This is a genomic window from Mycobacterium sp. Panama NTM2 (assembly GCF_054355555.1).
Genome location: NZ_CM135953.1, coordinates 1,968,751 through 1,984,011, shown reverse-complemented (window position 1 = coordinate 1,984,011; position 15,261 = coordinate 1,968,751). Strand labels below are relative to the sequence as shown.

Genomic DNA, 15,261 nt, shown 5'->3' with positions numbered 1-15,261 from the left:
ATCGACCATTTCGTCGAATTCGGCGCGGGGATTACGCGCCCGCGGCGGGGGCCCGCACGACGAGCGGCGCGGCGGGAAAATACGCGGCCATCTCCGAACGCGAGGTCCTCAGCGCCGCCGTGCCGTAGCCCTGCTTGCGGTGGTCGGGGTGAATCCAGATCCGCACGTCCACCTCACCGCCGCACAGCTCACCGAACACCATGCCGACCTTGACCGTGCCGGCCTTGCCACCGCCGACCTCGGCGACCAGCCACGCCGCTTCCTCGGCCGCGACCCGGGCCACGGCGTCGCGGATCTCGTCGGCCAGCTCGCGCGGCGGCGAGTCCGTGCCGTCGCCGGCAGCGCGGACGTCACCGGTGCGGGCGGCGAAGATGTCGGCGTCGAGGTCCGCGCGGAACGGCCGCAGCCGCAGCCGGCGGGCCGACCCCGGCGCGTGCTCGACCGGGCTCTCCGAGACCTGACTCGTCAGGCTGTCCAGCTCCGCGGCGATCCGGCGCCGCGACACGCGGGTCAGCCGGTCGAAGGACAACCGCAGCACGGCCTCGGCCGCCTCGGCACTCGTGTCGAGCAGTTCCTCCAGCGCTTCGATCGCGGCGTCGTAGTCCTCGGACGCCACCACCGCGTCCAGCACGTCGTGGCGACGCTCCAATGCGCGCACCATCGCATCGGCGATGATCGTCCGCTGCGCCGCGTCCTGATCGGGCATCAATCCAGCAACACCGTGGCGAAAGACGCGACTTCGGTGAACCCGATCCGCGCGTAGGTGGCGCGCGCGACCGTGTTGAAGCTGTTCACATACAGGCTCGCGATGCGCCCGCTCGCCACGACGGCCGCCGCGACGGTGGCGGTGCCCGCGGTTCCGATACCGCGGCCCCGCAGATCCGGATGCACCCACACGCCCTGGATCTGCCCCACGGCCGGCGACTGCGAACCCACCTCCGCCTTGTAGACGACCTGCCCCCGGTCGAAACGTGCCCATGCCCGGCCCGCCGCGATCAGTCCGGCGACCCGACGGCGGTACCCGCGGCCCCCGTCACCGATGCGGGGATCGATACCGACCTCGCCGATGAACATGTCGATCGCCGCGACCAGGTAGGCGTCGAGTTCGTCCATGCGCACCTGCCGGACCGCGGGATCGACTGCACAGGCCGGGGCGGTGGCGAGCGCCATCAGAGGCTGATGGGCTCGGACGTCGCGCGCCGGGCCCCAGACCGGCTCGAGCCGCTGCCACATCGGCAGCACCAGTTCCGCGCGCCCGACCAGCGACGAACACCTCCGCGACGTGCTCATCGCCTTGTCCGCGAACGCATTCAGATCACCGGCTGCACCGCGCAGCGGAATCAGATTGGCCCCGGCGTAGCAGAGGGATTCGCTGGCACGCCGCCTCGTCCACAGCTCGCCGCCGATGGCCGCCGGCTCGATGCCGTGTTCGGCGACCCGGGAGGCGACCATGCACGAGGCCACCGGATCGTCGTCGAGAACCTGCCGGACGGCGGTCATGTCCCGGATGTCGCGCACCACCGACACCCTTCGCTCGTCAACGAGGCGAAAAAGCGGAGGAGCCGACATCTGGACTCTTTCTGCGACGACCCTTGTGCAGCCCTAACGGGACCTTGCGCTCAGCTTACGGTCACAACCGGTGAACCGCTGGCATCCTCGGAACCTTCCGACGTGTCCATGTCGGCCGCCAACCTCATGGCCTCCTCGATGAGCGTCTCGACGATCTGCGCCTCGGGCACCGTCTTGATCACCTCACCCTTGACGAAGATCTGGCCCTTGCCGTTGCCGGATGCCACCCCGAGGTCGGCCTCGCGTGCTTCGCCCGGTCCGTTGACCACACAGCCCATCACCGCGACACGCAGCGGAACGTCCATGCCTTCCAGGCCCGCGGTGACCTCGTTGGCCAGGGTGTAGACGTCGACCTGCGCACGACCGCACGACGGGCAGGACACGATCTCCAGTCCACGGGGCCGCAGGTTCAACGATTCGAGGATCTGATTGCCGACCTTGACCTCTTCGACCGGCGGCGCCGACAGCGACACCCGGATGGTGTCGCCGATCCCCTGGGACAGCAGCGCCCCGAAGGCGACGGCCGACTTGATCGTGCCCTGAAAAGCGGGCCCCGCTTCGGTGACACCGAGGTGCAGCGGATAGTCACACTGGGCGGCGAGCTGCTGGTAGGCCTCGACCATCACCACGGGATCGTTGTGCTTGACGCTGATCTTGATGTTGCCGAAGCCGTGCTCCTCGAACAGCGAGGCCTCCCACAGCGCGGACTCCACGAGCGCCTCGGGCGTCGCCTTGCCGTACTTCTGCAGGAACCGCTTGTCCAGGGAACCGGCGTTGACGCCGATGCGGATCGGGATGCCGGCATCGCCGGCGGCCTTGGCCACCTCGGCGACGCGCCCGTCGAATTCCTTGATGTTGCCAGGGTTCACCCGCACCGCAGCACACCCCGCGTCGATCGCGGCGAAGATGTACTTGGGCTGGAAATGGATGTCGGCGATCACCGGGATCTTCGACTTCTTCGCGATCGCCGGCAGCGCATCGGCGTCTTCCTGCCGAGGGCACGCCACCCGGACGATGTCGCACCCCGACGCGGTCAGCTCGGCGATCTGCTGCAGCGTGGCGTTGATGTCGTGGGTCTTGGTGGTGCACATGGACTGCACCGAGATCGGATGGTCACTGCCGACCCCGACATCACGCACCATCAACTGACGGGTGGGACGACGCGGGGCCAGAACGGGCGCCGGCGCGGCCGGCATTCCTAAACCGATGGAGGTCATCAGAGCTTTCCTATTGGAACAACCTGATCGGGTTGACCAGGTCGGCGGTCACGGTCAGCAGCATGTAGCCGACCACCAACACCAGCACCACGTAGGTGGCCGGCATCAGCTTGAGGTAGTTCACCGGTCCGGCGGCCACTTTGCCGCGCGCGGACCGGAACAGATTGCGCACCTTTTCATACAGTGCGATCGCGATGTGGCCACCGTCGAACGGCAGCAGCGGCACCAGGTTGACCGCGCCGAGCACGAAGTTCAGCTGAGCGAGGAAGAACCAGAACGCCACCCACAGCCCCGCCTCGACGGTGTCGCCACCGATGATGCTGGCTCCCACGACGCTGATCGGGGTTTCCGGGTCCCGTTCCCCACCGCCGATGGACTGCACGAGCGCCCCGACCTTGGTCGGGATCTTGGCCAGCGACTTGCCCAGCTCGACGGCCAGGTCCCCGGTGAACGCGAATGTCGCCGGGACCGCGGAGAGCGGGTTGTACTGCGTGGGACCGAAGCTGGCCGCCGCGACGCCGATTGTGCCGACCTGCGTGGGCGTCGGGTCCGCGCCGTCCTTGGCCACGAACCGCTGGCTCGGCGTGACGTCGACGGTGGTGACGAACTCGCGAGTCTGCCCGTTCTCGTCGCGTTGCACGGTGAGTTGGGTCGGACCGTTGAGTTTCCGGACGGCGGTGGACATCTCGTCGAAGTTGGCCACCGGGGTGCCACCGACGGCGACGATGACGTCACCGGCCTGGATGCCGGCCGCCGCGGCCGGACTGGCCGTAACACACTCCCCCAGGTTGCCCTGTGTCACTTCGTCTTTGACGCAGGCAGTCTGCCCCACCATCGCGTTGGTGGGCTGATGCAGGTTGGGCAGCCCCCAGACGACGGCGATCGCGTAGATCAGCACCAGGCCGATGACGAAGTTCATCCCCGGCCCGGCCGCGAGCACCGCGACGCGTTTCCACGTCTTCTGCCGGTACATCGCATACGGGCGATCCTCGGGGTCGAGCTCCTCGACCGAGGTCATGCCGGCGATGTCGCAGAAGCCGCCCAGCGGGACCGCCTTGACGCCGTACTCGGTGGAGCCCAGCCGGTTGGGGCGACGGGTGGACCACAGCGTGGGCCCGAAGCCGACGAAGTAGCGGCGCACCTTCATCCCGGTCGCGCGGGCGACCCACATGTGGCCGCACTCGTGCAGGGCCACCGACAGCAGGATGGCGAGTGCGAAGAGCACGATGCCGATCGCGAACATCATCTGGTGGGCCTCTACTCCTGCTAGTCCCTGCTACCTGCGAAATCGTGCTCGACGGCGCGACGGGCACGCATCCGCGCCCAGTCCTGCGCGTCGAGGACGTCATCCACGGTAGCTGGTTCGGCGGCCCACTGGTCGGCAGCGCGCAGCACGGCCTCGATGGTGCGCACGATCGCCGGGAATCCGATCCTGCCGTCGAGGAACGCCGCGGCGGCTTCCTCGTTGGCGGCGTTGTACACCGCGGTCAGGCAACCACCCCGCCGGCCGGCCTCACGGGCCAGCTGCACGGCGGGGAACACGTCGTCGTCGAGCGGCTCGAACTCCCAGGTCGACGCCGTGGTGAAGTCGCAGGCGGCGGCAGCTCCCGCGACGCGGGCCGGCCAACCCAATGCCAGGGCGATCGGTAGCTTCATGTCCGGCGGGCTGGCCTGCGCCAGCGTCGAGCCGTCGGTGAACGTGACCATCGAGTGCACGATCGACTGTGGATGGACCACCACCTGGATGCGGTCGTAGTCGATGCCGAACAGCAGATGTGTCTCGATGAGCTCGAGCCCCTTGTTCACCAGCGACGCCGAATTCAGTGTGTTCATCGGTCCCATGGACCAGGTCGGATGGGCCCCCGCCTGCTCCGGGGTGACCGACTCGAGCTGCTCTGCCGACCAGCCGCGGAACGGACCGCCCGAGGCGGTGAGCACCAGCGCCGCCACTTCGTCGGGGGCGCCTCCGCGCAAACACTGCGCCAGCGCCGAGTGCTCGGAGTCCACCGGCACGATCTGGCCGGGCGCGGCAGCCTTGACCACCAGCGGACCTCCCGCCACCAGGGATTCCTTGTTGGCCAATGCCAGTCGCGCGCCGGTCTCCAGCGCCGCGAGCGTCGGCTGTAATCCCAGGGCACCGACGAGCGCGTTGAGTACGACGTCGGCCTCGGTCTCGCGCACCAGGCGGGTCACCGCGTCCGGCCCGCTGTGGGTGACGTCACCGAGCCTCTCCGCCGCGGCGGGATCGGCGACGGCGATGGTGGTGACCCCCGTGCGCGCCCGCTGCTCGGCGAGCAGATCCAGGTTGCCGCCGCCGGCGGCCAGCCCGACGACCTCGAACTGATCGGGGTTGGCGGCGATCACGTCGAGGGCCTGGGTGCCGATCGATCCGGTGCTGCCGAGGATCAGAACGCGTCGCGTCACGGGTTCATTGTGCCGTGCCGCAGACCGCACCCGGACCTGTGAGGTGACTGTGACGCAAGTGTGACGGGGGGCGTCCGCACCGATCCACATCGCGAACAGCGGTGAATAACCCGCGTCAGCCAAGGACGGGCACCGACGCCCGCCCCACCGAAGGGAACACGTGATGATCACCGTAAAGCGCAAGACCGTCACCGCCGCGAGCCTGGCCGCCGTGGCCATCTTCGGAGCCGCCGCGTGCTCCAGCGAGGAGGCCGCCAGCACGGCGTCGTCGGCAACCAGCGCCGCCTCGTCGGCCGTCGAATCGGCGACCGGCACCTCGACCTCCCCGACCTCGAGCGCCGCCGCGGACCCGGCCGCCAACCTCATCGGGTCGGGCTGCGCCGCCTACGCCGAGCAGGTGCCGTCCGGCCCGGGCTCGGTCGCCGGTATGGCAGCCGCCCCGGTCACGGTCGCCGCGTCGAACAACCCGATGCTCAAGACGCTGACCCAGGCGCTGTCGGGCCAGCTCAACCCGAACGTCAATCTCGTCGACACCCTCAACGGCGGCGAGTTCACCGTCTTCGCCCCGACCGACGACGCGTTCGCCAAGATCGACGCCGCGACCCTCGAGACGCTCAAGACCGATTCCGACCTGCTGACGAGCATCCTCACCTACCACGTGGTGCCCGGCCAGGCCGCGCCCGACGCGGTCGCCGGTGAGCACAAGACCGTCCAGGGCGCGAACCTGACGGTGACCGGCGCCGGGAACGACCTGAAGGTCAACGACGCCGGGCTGGTCTGCGGCGGGGTGAAGACCGCCAACGCGACCGTCTACATGATCGACACCGTCCTGATGCCCCCGGCTGCCTGATCCGGCCACAACACCCCTGCAGACAGGAGACACGTCATGAACACAGCACGACGCGCAGCGACCCTGGGTTTCACCGCCGCCGCCGCTGCCGGCCTGGTCCTGGGAACCGCCCCGTCGGCGGCCGCCCAGCCCGTCGGCCCCGGATGCGCGGCCTACGCCGCGGAGGTACCCACCGGGCCGGGCTCGGTCCAGGGCATGTCGATGGCCCCGGTGGCCGAAGCAGCCTCCAACAACCCGATGCTCAAGACGCTGACCGCAGCCGTCTCGGGTCAGCTCAATCCGCAGGTGAATCTCGTCGACACCCTCAACGGCGCCGAGTTCACGGTGTTCGCCCCGACTGACGAGGCGTTCGCCAAGATCGACCCGGCGACCATCGAGAAGCTCAAGACCGACGCCCCGCTGCTGACCAGCATCCTCACCTACCACGTGGTGCCCGGCCAGGCCGATCCCGCGCAGGTGGTGGGCACCCACAAGACCGTGCAGGGCGCCGACCTGACAGTGACGGGCACGCCCGATCACCTGATGGTCAACAACGCCTCGGTCGTGTGCGGCGGCGTCAAGACCGCCAACGCGACCGTGTACCTCATCGACACGGTCCTGATGCCACCGGCAGCCTGACCCGTTCTCAAGACCGGGCCCCTCGTCGTTTTCGGCGGGGGGCCCGGCTCGTTGACGGCACAGGGCCTGCGTCGTTCGGGACCGTCACCGATCCGTCAACCTCGTTTCGGCGTCGGCCGCAGCCGCACAGGGCAGCATCAAGACATGCCCGCCGTCCTGTGGTTTCGCCGCGATCTGCGGCTTGCCGACTCCCCCGCCCTCTTGGCCGCCGCCGACGAGGACGGCGACGTCCTCGCCTGCTACGTTCTCGACCCCCGGTTGGAGAAGTCCGCAGGCCCGCGCAGGCTGCGCTACCTCTACGACGCGCTTCGGGATCTCCAGGAGAGTCTCGACGGCCGCCTCCTGGTCACGCGCGGAGCGCCCCACACGCGAATCCCGCAGCTGGCCAACGCCGTCGGCGCGAGCGCAGTCCACGTGTCCGACGACTTCACGCCGTTCGGCAGGACTCGTGACGAGAAGGTGCGTGACGCCCTCGGTGACGTCGATCTCGTCGCCACCGGATCGCCCTATCTGGTGTCCCCCGGGCGCGTCACCAAGGGCGACGGCGACCCGTACAAGGTGTTCACGCCGTTCTTCAACGCCTGGCGCAAGCACGGCTGGCGGGCGCCGGCCGACTCGAGCGCGACGAGCGCGAGCTGGATCGACCCCGGCGACGTCAAGGGCGCGAAGACGGTGACCATCCCGAAGGGTGACGCCGAGATCGACCTGCCGGCAGGTGAGAAGGCCGCTCGCAGCCAATGGAAGGAGTTCCTCTCCGACGGGGTGTCCGGCTATGCCGACGACCGCAACCGACCGGATCTCGCCGCCACCAGCAGGATGTCGGCCCACCTGAAGTTCGGCGCCGTCCATCCCCGCACGATGGCCGCCGACCTCGGCCGGGGCAAGGGCGCCACGGCATATCTGCGGGAACTCGCCTTCCGCGACTTCTACGCATCAGTGGTGTGGGAATGGCCGCGCAGCGTCTGGTGGAACTTCAACTCCGCGTTCGACGCGATGGAGGTGGACGAGGGCAAGGACGCACAGGGGGCGTTCGAGGCGTGGAAGGCGGGTCGTACCGGTTTCCCGATCGTCGACGCCGGGATGCGTCAGCTCGCCGAGAGCGGCTTCATGCACAACCGGGTCCGGATGATCGTGGCGTCGTTTCTGGTCAAGGATCTGCACCTGCCGTGGCAGTGGGGCGCCCGGTGGTTCCTGGAACAGCTGGTCGACGGCGACATGGCCAACAATCAGCACGGCTGGCAGTGGGCGGCGGGGTGCGGAACCGATGCGGCGCCGTACTTCCGGGTGTTCAATCCGACCACGCAGGGCTCGAAGTTCGACCCGGACGGCGAGTACATCCGGCGCTGGGTGCCCGAACTGGCCGACGTGGACAACGTGCACAAGCTCGACGGCGACCGGCCCGCCGACTACCCGGAGCCGATCGTCGATCACAGCCAGGAGCGCGCGGAGGCGCTGCGCCGGTACAGCAACCTCGGTTAACGCAGCTGGAGGCCCGCATCGATCGGCAGCGCGACGCCGGTGATGTAGCGCCCGGACGGGCCGCACAGGAACATGATCGCGTCGGTCACGCTGGCCGACTCCATCATCGGCAGCGTCATCAGCGGCATCTGGGACTCCCCGAACGACGGGTTCTCCGTGATGAACCCGGCCATCGCCTCGTTGAGCACCATCGGCGTCGCGACACCGCCGGGGTGCACGGAGTTGACCCGGATGTTGCGGGCGGCCAAAGAGGTGGCGAAGTGCCGCATCAAGCCGACCACGCCGTGCTTGGCCGCCGTGTAGCCCGCGGCGCCGTGGGTCATGGTGGCCAGGTCGGTGCTGACCGACTTCAGCCCGGCGGCCGAGCTCGTGATCACGATCGCCCCGCCGTCGCCGTTGGCCAGCAGCGCCGGCAGCGCGGCGTCGACGGTGAAGTAGACGCCGTTGAGCATGATGTCGACGGCGTCGATGTAGGCGGTGATGTCGCGGCCCTGCGCACCCGTGGCGGGCATGATGCCGGCGTTGGCGAGCACGAAGTCGCACCGCCCCAGCTCGTCGACGCCGCGCGCGACGACGGACGTCAGCCGGTCACGGTCCCGGACGTCGCAGCGCTCGGCGACGATGCGACGGCCCGCCTTCTCGACCAGCGCCACGGTCTCGGCGAGATCCTCCGGGGTCGCCATCGGGTAGGCCACGCTGTCGAGTTGCTCGCACACATCGACCGCGATGACGTCGGCGCCCGCCTCGGCGAACCGGACCGCATGTTCGCGGCCCTGCCCGCGGGCGGCGCCGGTGACGAACACCACCCGGTCGGCGAAGGGCCGGTCCGACTGCTGGCTTGCCATGGACGGGCAGCCTACGGCCTGTGTCAGAATGGCCCCAACACCGAGACCAGAGGAGCAGCTGTGGCAAGCACCGAGGTGGAACGACACACAGGTGTCGACGTCGAGGACGTGCCGTCCGCCGAGTGGGGCTGGTCGAAGGAGAGCCCCCGGCTGCAGCAGATCGGCGGACTCTTCGCAGGGGTGTTCCTGCTGCTGATGATGCACGGCAACCATCAGGGCCACGTCGAGGACTGGTTCCTGGTCGCCGGTGCGGCCCTGCTGTTCGGCTACGTCGCGCGCAGCTGGTACCTGCACCGCAACCGCGACACCCGCTAGCTCAGACGGCCAGCGGTAACGCGCCTTCGACCGGCGTCAACGTCTCCGGCAGTCCGGCGGCGGCACGGATCTCGGCGAATGCGCCCAGCAGCGCATCGGTGGCTTCGTGCGGATCGTCGAGCGTGCGGTCGTCGGTGAGCACCGAGATGGACAGCTGGTCCACATAGCTCCACACCGTGATGTTCATGCCGCTGCCCGCCACGATCGGGCCGACCGAATAGATCTCGCTGACCGTCGCACCGTGCACGAGGCCGCGTTCCCGCGGACCGGGCACGTTCGAGATCGTCAGATTCATCACCAGCGACGACTCCAGGCGCCGCGCCTGCTGCCGGAAGATGCGCGGCGTGGTCGCCGGCGGCAGGTAGGACAACCACGAGGGCAGCAGGGTGGGGCCGAGCAGCCTGTGGTTCTCCTTGGCGATCGCCGTGGCGGTGGCCGTCAACCGCACCCGCTCCAGCGGATCCGCGACGTGCACGGGCAACGACGGTGTGATGTAGGTGAATTCGTTCCCCATCACGCGGGTAGGAGACGTGTCGACGCTGACGGGAACGCCGGCGATGAGCGGCGCCTCGGCGGCGCCGTCATAGTGCAGCTGCAACCGGCGCAACGCACCCGCCGCCGTGGCGAGCACGATGTCGTTGAGTGTCACACCGAGATGACGCGCCGTGTCCTTGACATCGGCGAGAGCCAGCGGCGCGGTGGCGAAGCGCCGCACCGGGGAGACGACGTGATTGATGAACGTCGGTGGCGGGGCGAAGTTGCGCGCCAAGTCGGGGTGGGGTCCGCGCTCACGGGCGCTGCGGCGGACGCGCGCGACGCCCGCCGCGGTCTCGCCCAACAGCCGTGGCACCCTGCGCAACCCGCGCACATGGTCGCGGCCCGCGGCGCGCAGCAGGTTGAGCGGGGCGGTCGAATCGGCTCGCGCCTCGGCGAGTGCGCCGCGCACGTCGGGCTCCTCCGCTCCGATCACCATCGCCATCTGATTCGCCGAGGCCATCCCGTCTGCGAGCACGTGATGCACTTTGTGAATCACCGCGATCTTGTTGTCGGGCAACCCTTCTGCCACGTACATCTCCCACAGCGGCCGCGAGCGGTCCAGCGGTGTGCCGGCGATCTCACCGATCAGCTCGTCGAGTTCGCGACGCCCTCCCGGCGCACGGACCCGGGCGCGGCGGATGTGATAGTCGACGTCGATCTCGGCGTTCTGCACCCACATGGGATGGTGCAACTTCAACGGGATGTCGACCAGCTGGCACCGTAGCGGCGCCAGCGCGTGCAACCGCGGCAGCGCCAGCTTCCGGAAGAGATCGAAATCGTAGCCGGGCACCCGGGACACATCGAGCACCCCGATCTTGAGGGTGTGCATGTGGATCTCGGGAGTCTCGCTGTAGAGCATCATGGCGTCCACACCGTTGAGCCGCTTCACTCACTCACCCGCCCTCACCCGCGAACCGTTGCCGGACCCCATACCCATTCCGTGCGATGACGGCACATCACGATAGCGTTCACCCCCGATGACACGTGTCGAGAAGAGCTGGATCGCCGAGCTGCTGACGTTCGATCGCCGCGACGGCGACGTCTTCGTCCTGACCGCGCCCGACTCCGGACCGGGGGTGTCCTTGTTCGGCGGGATGATCGCCGCGCAGGCACTGGCCGCCGCGGGCGCCACCGTCGATCCGGCCAAGCTGCCCCAGTCGCTGCACCTCTATTTCGTCCGCGGGGGCAGATACGGGGAGCAGGTCGAGTTCCGCGTGGAACGGACCCGGGACGGACGGTCCTTCGACACCCGGCGCGTCACCGCCGTACAGCACGATGCGGTCATCCTCGAGATGATCGCGTCGTTCCACATCCCCGAACCCGGGGCCGACGAGCAGCCTGTGACGGTGCTACCGCTCGACTTGGCCGACGCGCACCACGAGGTGGCGGGCCTGGAGTACACCGACCGGCTGGAGATCCGCACCGCCGGGAACTACAGCCCATTTGCGCTGCCGCCGTTCTGGATTCGTTCCCGCATGCCGGTCGACGACGATCCGCTGCTGCGGGCGTGCACGCTGGCGTTCCTGTCCGATTTCGGTCCCGTACCCGCGGCCCGGCCGTCGGGCGTGACGCTCGCCGCCGGCGCCGGCTTCGCCGCCAGCCTGGACCACTCGGTGTGGTTCCACCGACCCTTCGTCCCGCATGACTGGCACCTCTACGACGTCGTTCAGCGCAACCACAACGACTCCCGCGGGCTGGTGATGGGCTCGCTCTACGACCGGGACGGGGTGCTGATCGCGTCGACCACCCAGGAGGCGCTGTGGCGTCCCTGACGCAACCGGGTCCGGCGCGGCTGCTGCTTCGGTAGGTTCACCGACGTGCCCACGCTGACGAACCGCCAGATCGTGCTGCGCCGCCGACCGCAGGGGCTCGTCGCTCCGGACGACACCGAACTCGTCGAAGGCACTGCGCCCACCCCTGCCGACGGCGAGGCGTTGGTGCGCACCACCTACGTCGGCATCGACGCCGCGGCACGCACCTGGCTCGACGACCAACCGAGCTATCTGCCGCCGGTGGCGCTCGGTGAGGTGATCCGCGCCGCAGGCATCGGCGTGGTCGTCGAATCCCGTTGTCCGGCATATTCAGTCGGTGACGTGGTGACCACGCTGACCGGATTCTCGGAGTACACGATCGTGCGCGACGACCTGTTCACCACCCCGGTGCCGGGTCCCGGCGATCAGGTCGACCAGCGCGCGGTGATGTCGCTGTACGGGCCGACGGGCGCGACCGCATATTTCGGCATGACCGGCATCGGCAAGCCCGCGCCCGGGGAGACCGTCGTGGTGTCGGCGGCAGGCGGGGCAACCGGATCGGTGGCGGGTCAGATCGCGCGCATCGCCGGAGCCCGGGTGGTGGGCATCGCGGGAGGACCGCAGAAGTGCCGAGCAGTGGTCGAGGACTTCGGCTTCGACGCCTGCATCGACTACCGCACCGACGACCTCCCGACTGCGCTCAAGGCGCACTGTCCCCGCGGCGTCGACGTGTACTTCGACAACGTCGGCGGACCCATCCTCGACGCGGTGCTCGGCAGGCTCGCCCACAAGGCGCGGGTGGTGCTGTGCGGGGTCATCTCCAGCTATCTGACCGGCGAGCACCCGGGCCCGAGCAACTACGTCAACCTGCTCGCCAAGACCGCACTGATGCAGGGCTTCAACGCCCTGGACGAGTGGGGCCGATTCGACGAGGCGTTCGCGGCGTTGCGGCGCTGGGACGCCGAAGGCCTGCTGGTGCACCGCGAACACGTCTACGAGGGCATCGAGTCCTGCGTCGACGCACTCAACGGGCTGTTCACCGGCGCGAACATCGGCAAGACCCTGGTCCGCCTCAGCTGATCTCAGCCCTGCGCCGCCAGCTGGCCGCAGGCCGCGGCGATCTCGCGGCCGCGTGTATCGCGCACCGTGCACGAGACCCCACGCTCCCGCACGCGTCGCACGAACTCCCGCTCCGCGGGCTTCGGGCTGGCATCCCATTTGCTGCCCGGCGTCGGGTTCAGCGGGATCAGGTTGACGTGCGCCAACGGACCCAACGCCCCGTGCAGCTTCTTGCCGAGCAGATCGGCCCGCCACGGCTGGTCGTTGACGTCGCGGATCAGCGCGTACTCGATCGACACGCGGCGCCCGGTCGCGTCGGCGTAGTAGCGTGCGGCGTCGAGCGCCTCGCTGACCTTCCAGCGGTTGTTCACCGGCACCAGGGTGTCGCGCAGCTCGTCGTCGGGGGCGTGCAACGACAGCGCGAGCGTGACGTTGAGCTTCTCGTCGGCGAGCTTGCGGATCGCCGGGGCCAGCCCGACGGTCGACACCGTCACCGACCGCGCCGAGATGCCGAAGCCCTCCGGCACGGGTGCGGTGATCTTCCGGACGGCGGCGACGACGCGGTTGTAGTTGGCCAGCGGCTCGCCCATGCCCATGAACACGATGTTGGACAACCGTGAGCCGTCGCGCTCCCGCAGCTCGGCGGCCGCCGACCGGACCTGCTCGAGGATCTCGGCCGTCGACAGGTTGCGTTTGAGGCCGCCCTGCCCGGTCGCGCAGAACGGGCACGCCATCCCGCAGCCGGCCTGCGAGGAGATGCACACGGTGTTGCGGTCGGGGTAGCGCATCAGCACCGACTCGAACGTCGTCTGATCCGCCGCCCGCCACAGCACCTTGCGGGTCTCCCCCGCATCGCATTCGATCTCCCGGGCCGCGGCGAACAGTGTCGGGAACAGGGCCTCGCCCACCTGCTCACGCACCGCGGCCGGCAGGTCCGTCATCTGCGTCGGGTCGGCGATCAACCGGCCGAAGTACTGGTTGGCCAACTGTTTGCCGCGAAATGCCGGCAACCCCAGCTCGGCGACCGCGGCCGCCCGGCCGCCGTCATCGAGATCGGCGAAGTGCCGCGGCGGCATCGCGCGACGCGGGGCATCGAAGACGAGGGGCAACGGAGCCCCGGCAGAACCAGACATGACTGCAGCCAGTATCTCAGGCCAACAGGGTCAGGACGATCCATCCAGCCACCGCGGACGGCAGCATCGCGTCGATGCGGTCCATCAGACCGCCGTGACCGGGCAGCAGCGTGCCCATGTCCTTGATGCCGAGATCGCGCTTGATCTGCGATTCCACCAGGTCACCGAGCACTCCGGTGATCACCAGCATCACACCCAGCGGGACACCGACCCACGCCGGCTTGTCGAGCAGGAACGTGACGGACAACACCGCGGCGGCGGTGCCGAACACCAGCGATCCGCCGAGGCCTTCCCAGGATTTCTTGGGGCTGATCGCCGGCGCCATCAGGTGCTTGCCGAACAGCACGCCCGCGACATAGCCGCCGATGTCGGCGAACACCACCGTGGCGATCACCGTGAACACGCGCACGCCGCCGTGGTCGGCGAAGATCAGCAGCGCCGTGAACGCCGCGAACATCGGCACCCAGGTGGCCAGCAGCACGGACGCTGCGATGTCGCGGAGATAGTTGACGGGCTGGCTGCCCAGCCCCTGCCCGAGCAGTCGCCACACCATGGCGACGACAATCGTGCCGGCATAACCGCCCAGCAGTCCCGCCATGCCGAACGGCCACGTCAGCCAGATCATCGCCTGGCCGCCGACCAGCAGCGGGATCACCGGTAGCACGTAGCCGTGCTCGCGCAGGCGACGAATCACCTCGTGGGTGGCGATCGCAATGGCCGCCGCCAACAGCGGCAACCACCAGATCGGCGCGAACAGCAGCGTGCCGATCGCCATCGCCCCGAGCACCACACCCACCGCGATCGCTGCGGGAAGGTTGCGTCCGGCGCGGGACTTCTTCTGGGTCGGCGCTGGATCGACCGGCTTGTCTGCCACGGGAGTCGGTTGCTGATCGGTCACCTCAGACCTCCAGCAGCTCGCCTTCTTTGTGTTTGACCAGCTCGTCGATCTGGGTCGTGTACTGCGCAGTGGTCTTGTCGAGATCCTTCTCCGCCCGGGTGACCTCGTCCTCGCCGGCGTCGCCGTCCTTCTTGATCCGGCTCAGTTCCTCCATGGCCTTCCGGCGGATGTTGCGCACCGAGACCTTCGCGTCCTCACCCTTGGCCTTGGCCTGCTTGACCAGGTCACGGCGGCGCTCCTCGGTCAGCTGAGGAATCGCGACACGGATGACGTTGCCGTCGTTGGAGGGGTTGACGCCCAGGTCGGAGTTGCGGATCGCGTCCTCGATGTTGCGCAACTGGTTGGCCTCGTACGGCTTGATCACCACGAGCCGCGGTTCGGGGACGTTGATGCTCGACAGCTGCGTGATCGGGGTCGCGGAGCCGTAGTAGTCGATGCTGATCCGGTTGAACATGCCGGGGTTGGCCCGTCCGGTGCGGATCGCCCCCAGGTCGTCTCGGGCCACCGACACGGCCTTCTCCATCTTCTCCTCGGCATCGAAGAGCGTCTCGTCGATCACCTGAATC

16 protein-coding genes are annotated in these 15,261 nt (G+C 68.9%); 6 read left to right on the top strand and 10 right to left on the bottom strand.

Going from position 1 to position 15,261, the window contains the following annotated elements; translation table 11 throughout:
• Positions 1-31: 31 nt before the first annotated feature.
• Genes ACXYX3_RS09400 through dxr form a run of 5 tightly spaced genes read right to left on the bottom strand, consistent with a single transcriptional unit; the run spans position 32 to position 5,210 of the window.
• Positions 32-706: a GNAT family N-acetyltransferase gene (locus ACXYX3_RS09400; RefSeq protein ID WP_241204147.1), complete on the bottom strand. Its 675-nt coding sequence runs from the start codon at positions 704-706 to the stop codon at positions 32-34.
• Positions 706-1,569, bottom strand: a complete 864-nt coding sequence (locus ACXYX3_RS09395; RefSeq protein WP_241204146.1) for a GNAT family N-acetyltransferase — start codon at positions 1,567-1,569, stop codon at positions 706-708. The genes ACXYX3_RS09400 and ACXYX3_RS09395 overlap by 1 nt, the downstream gene beginning before the upstream one ends.
• A 50-nt stretch (positions 1,570-1,619) precedes the next feature.
• Entirely contained in the window at positions 1,620-2,786 is a 1,167-nt protein-coding gene (gene ispG / locus ACXYX3_RS09390; protein ID WP_241204145.1) for a flavodoxin-dependent (E)-4-hydroxy-3-methylbut-2-enyl-diphosphate synthase, read from the bottom strand.
• Between the two features lie 10 nt (positions 2,787-2,796).
• On the bottom strand, positions 2,797-4,032 hold the full coding sequence (locus ACXYX3_RS09385; RefSeq protein WP_241204144.1) for a M50 family metallopeptidase: 1,236 nt from the start codon (positions 4,030-4,032) through the stop codon (positions 2,797-2,799).
• A 20-nt stretch (positions 4,033-4,052) separates the two neighbouring features.
• Entirely contained in the window at positions 4,053-5,210 is a 1,158-nt protein-coding gene (gene dxr / locus ACXYX3_RS09380) for a 1-deoxy-D-xylulose-5-phosphate reductoisomerase (RefSeq protein WP_374238338.1), read from the bottom strand.
• Positions 5,211-5,373: 163 nt separating this feature from the next.
• On the opposite strand from dxr, the gene ACXYX3_RS09375 reads away from it, so the two are divergent.
• The 3 genes from ACXYX3_RS09375 (at position 5,374) to ACXYX3_RS09365 (ending at position 8,157) form a co-directional block, all read left to right on the top strand.
• Positions 5,374-6,060: a fasciclin domain-containing protein gene (locus ACXYX3_RS09375; RefSeq protein WP_458611512.1), complete on the top strand. Its 687-nt coding sequence runs from the start codon at positions 5,374-5,376 to the stop codon at positions 6,058-6,060.
• A gap of 36 nt (positions 6,061-6,096) precedes the next feature.
• Positions 6,097-6,678 carry a fasciclin domain-containing protein gene (locus ACXYX3_RS09370; protein ID WP_458611511.1) on the top strand — a complete coding sequence of 194 codons (582 nt, stop codon included), beginning with the start codon at positions 6,097-6,099 and terminating at the stop codon, positions 6,676-6,678.
• A gap of 144 nt (positions 6,679-6,822) precedes the next feature.
• Entirely contained in the window at positions 6,823-8,157 is a 1,335-nt protein-coding gene (locus tag ACXYX3_RS09365; protein ID WP_458611510.1) for a cryptochrome/photolyase family protein, read from the top strand.
• On the opposite strand, the gene ACXYX3_RS09360 is transcribed toward ACXYX3_RS09365, so the two are convergent.
• Positions 8,154-9,002 carry a mycofactocin-coupled SDR family oxidoreductase gene (locus ACXYX3_RS09360; protein ID WP_458611509.1) on the bottom strand — a complete coding sequence of 283 codons (849 nt, stop codon included), beginning with the start codon at positions 9,000-9,002 and terminating at the stop codon, positions 8,154-8,156. The two genes, ACXYX3_RS09365 and ACXYX3_RS09360, sit on opposite strands and share 4 nt — an antisense overlap.
• A gap of 60 nt (positions 9,003-9,062) precedes the next feature.
• Between ACXYX3_RS09360 and ACXYX3_RS09355 the strand changes: the two genes are divergently transcribed.
• The gene (locus ACXYX3_RS09355; protein WP_458611508.1) at positions 9,063-9,317 is read left to right on the top strand and encodes a DUF2631 domain-containing protein; all 255 of its coding nucleotides are present in this window, start codon (positions 9,063-9,065) and stop codon (positions 9,315-9,317) included.
• Position 9,318: 1 nt separating this feature from the next.
• Here the strand turns inward: ACXYX3_RS09355 and ACXYX3_RS09350 are convergent, their stop codons facing one another.
• On the bottom strand, positions 9,319-10,743 hold the full coding sequence (locus tag ACXYX3_RS09350; RefSeq protein ID WP_458611507.1) for a WS/DGAT/MGAT family O-acyltransferase: 1,425 nt from the start codon (positions 10,741-10,743) through the stop codon (positions 9,319-9,321).
• 88 nt (positions 10,744-10,831) lie between these two features.
• Here ACXYX3_RS09350 and ACXYX3_RS09345 point away from each other — a divergent pair, with 88 nt between their 5' ends.
• Both ACXYX3_RS09345 and ACXYX3_RS09340 read left to right on the top strand, forming a co-directional pair.
• A complete protein-coding gene (locus ACXYX3_RS09345; RefSeq protein WP_458611506.1) occupies positions 10,832-11,626 on the top strand; it encodes an acyl-CoA thioesterase in 795 nt (264 codons plus the stop codon).
• 45 nt (positions 11,627-11,671) lie between these two features.
• Positions 11,672-12,685 (top strand): NADP-dependent oxidoreductase, encoded by a 1,014-nt coding sequence (locus ACXYX3_RS09340; protein WP_241204136.1) that lies wholly within the window; start codon positions 11,672-11,674, stop codon positions 12,683-12,685.
• A 2-nt stretch (positions 12,686-12,687) separates the two neighbouring features.
• Here ACXYX3_RS09340 and rlmN read toward each other — a convergent pair whose 3' ends face one another.
• The 3 genes from rlmN to frr are packed head-to-tail and all read right to left on the bottom strand — an operon-like array spanning position 12,688 to position 15,254.
• Positions 12,688-13,797 (bottom strand): dual-specificity RNA methyltransferase RlmN, encoded by a 1,110-nt coding sequence (gene rlmN / locus ACXYX3_RS09335; RefSeq protein WP_458611505.1) that lies wholly within the window; start codon positions 13,795-13,797, stop codon positions 12,688-12,690.
• A gap of 16 nt (positions 13,798-13,813) precedes the next feature.
• Positions 13,814-14,695, bottom strand: coding sequence for a phosphatidate cytidylyltransferase (locus tag ACXYX3_RS09330; RefSeq protein ID WP_241204134.1), 882 nt, complete (start codon positions 14,693-14,695; stop codon positions 13,814-13,816).
• A 1-nt stretch (position 14,696) separates the two neighbouring features.
• A complete protein-coding gene (gene frr, locus ACXYX3_RS09325; RefSeq protein WP_241204133.1) occupies positions 14,697-15,254 on the bottom strand; it encodes a ribosome recycling factor in 558 nt (185 codons plus the stop codon).
• Between the last annotated feature and the right edge of the window lie 7 nt (positions 15,255-15,261).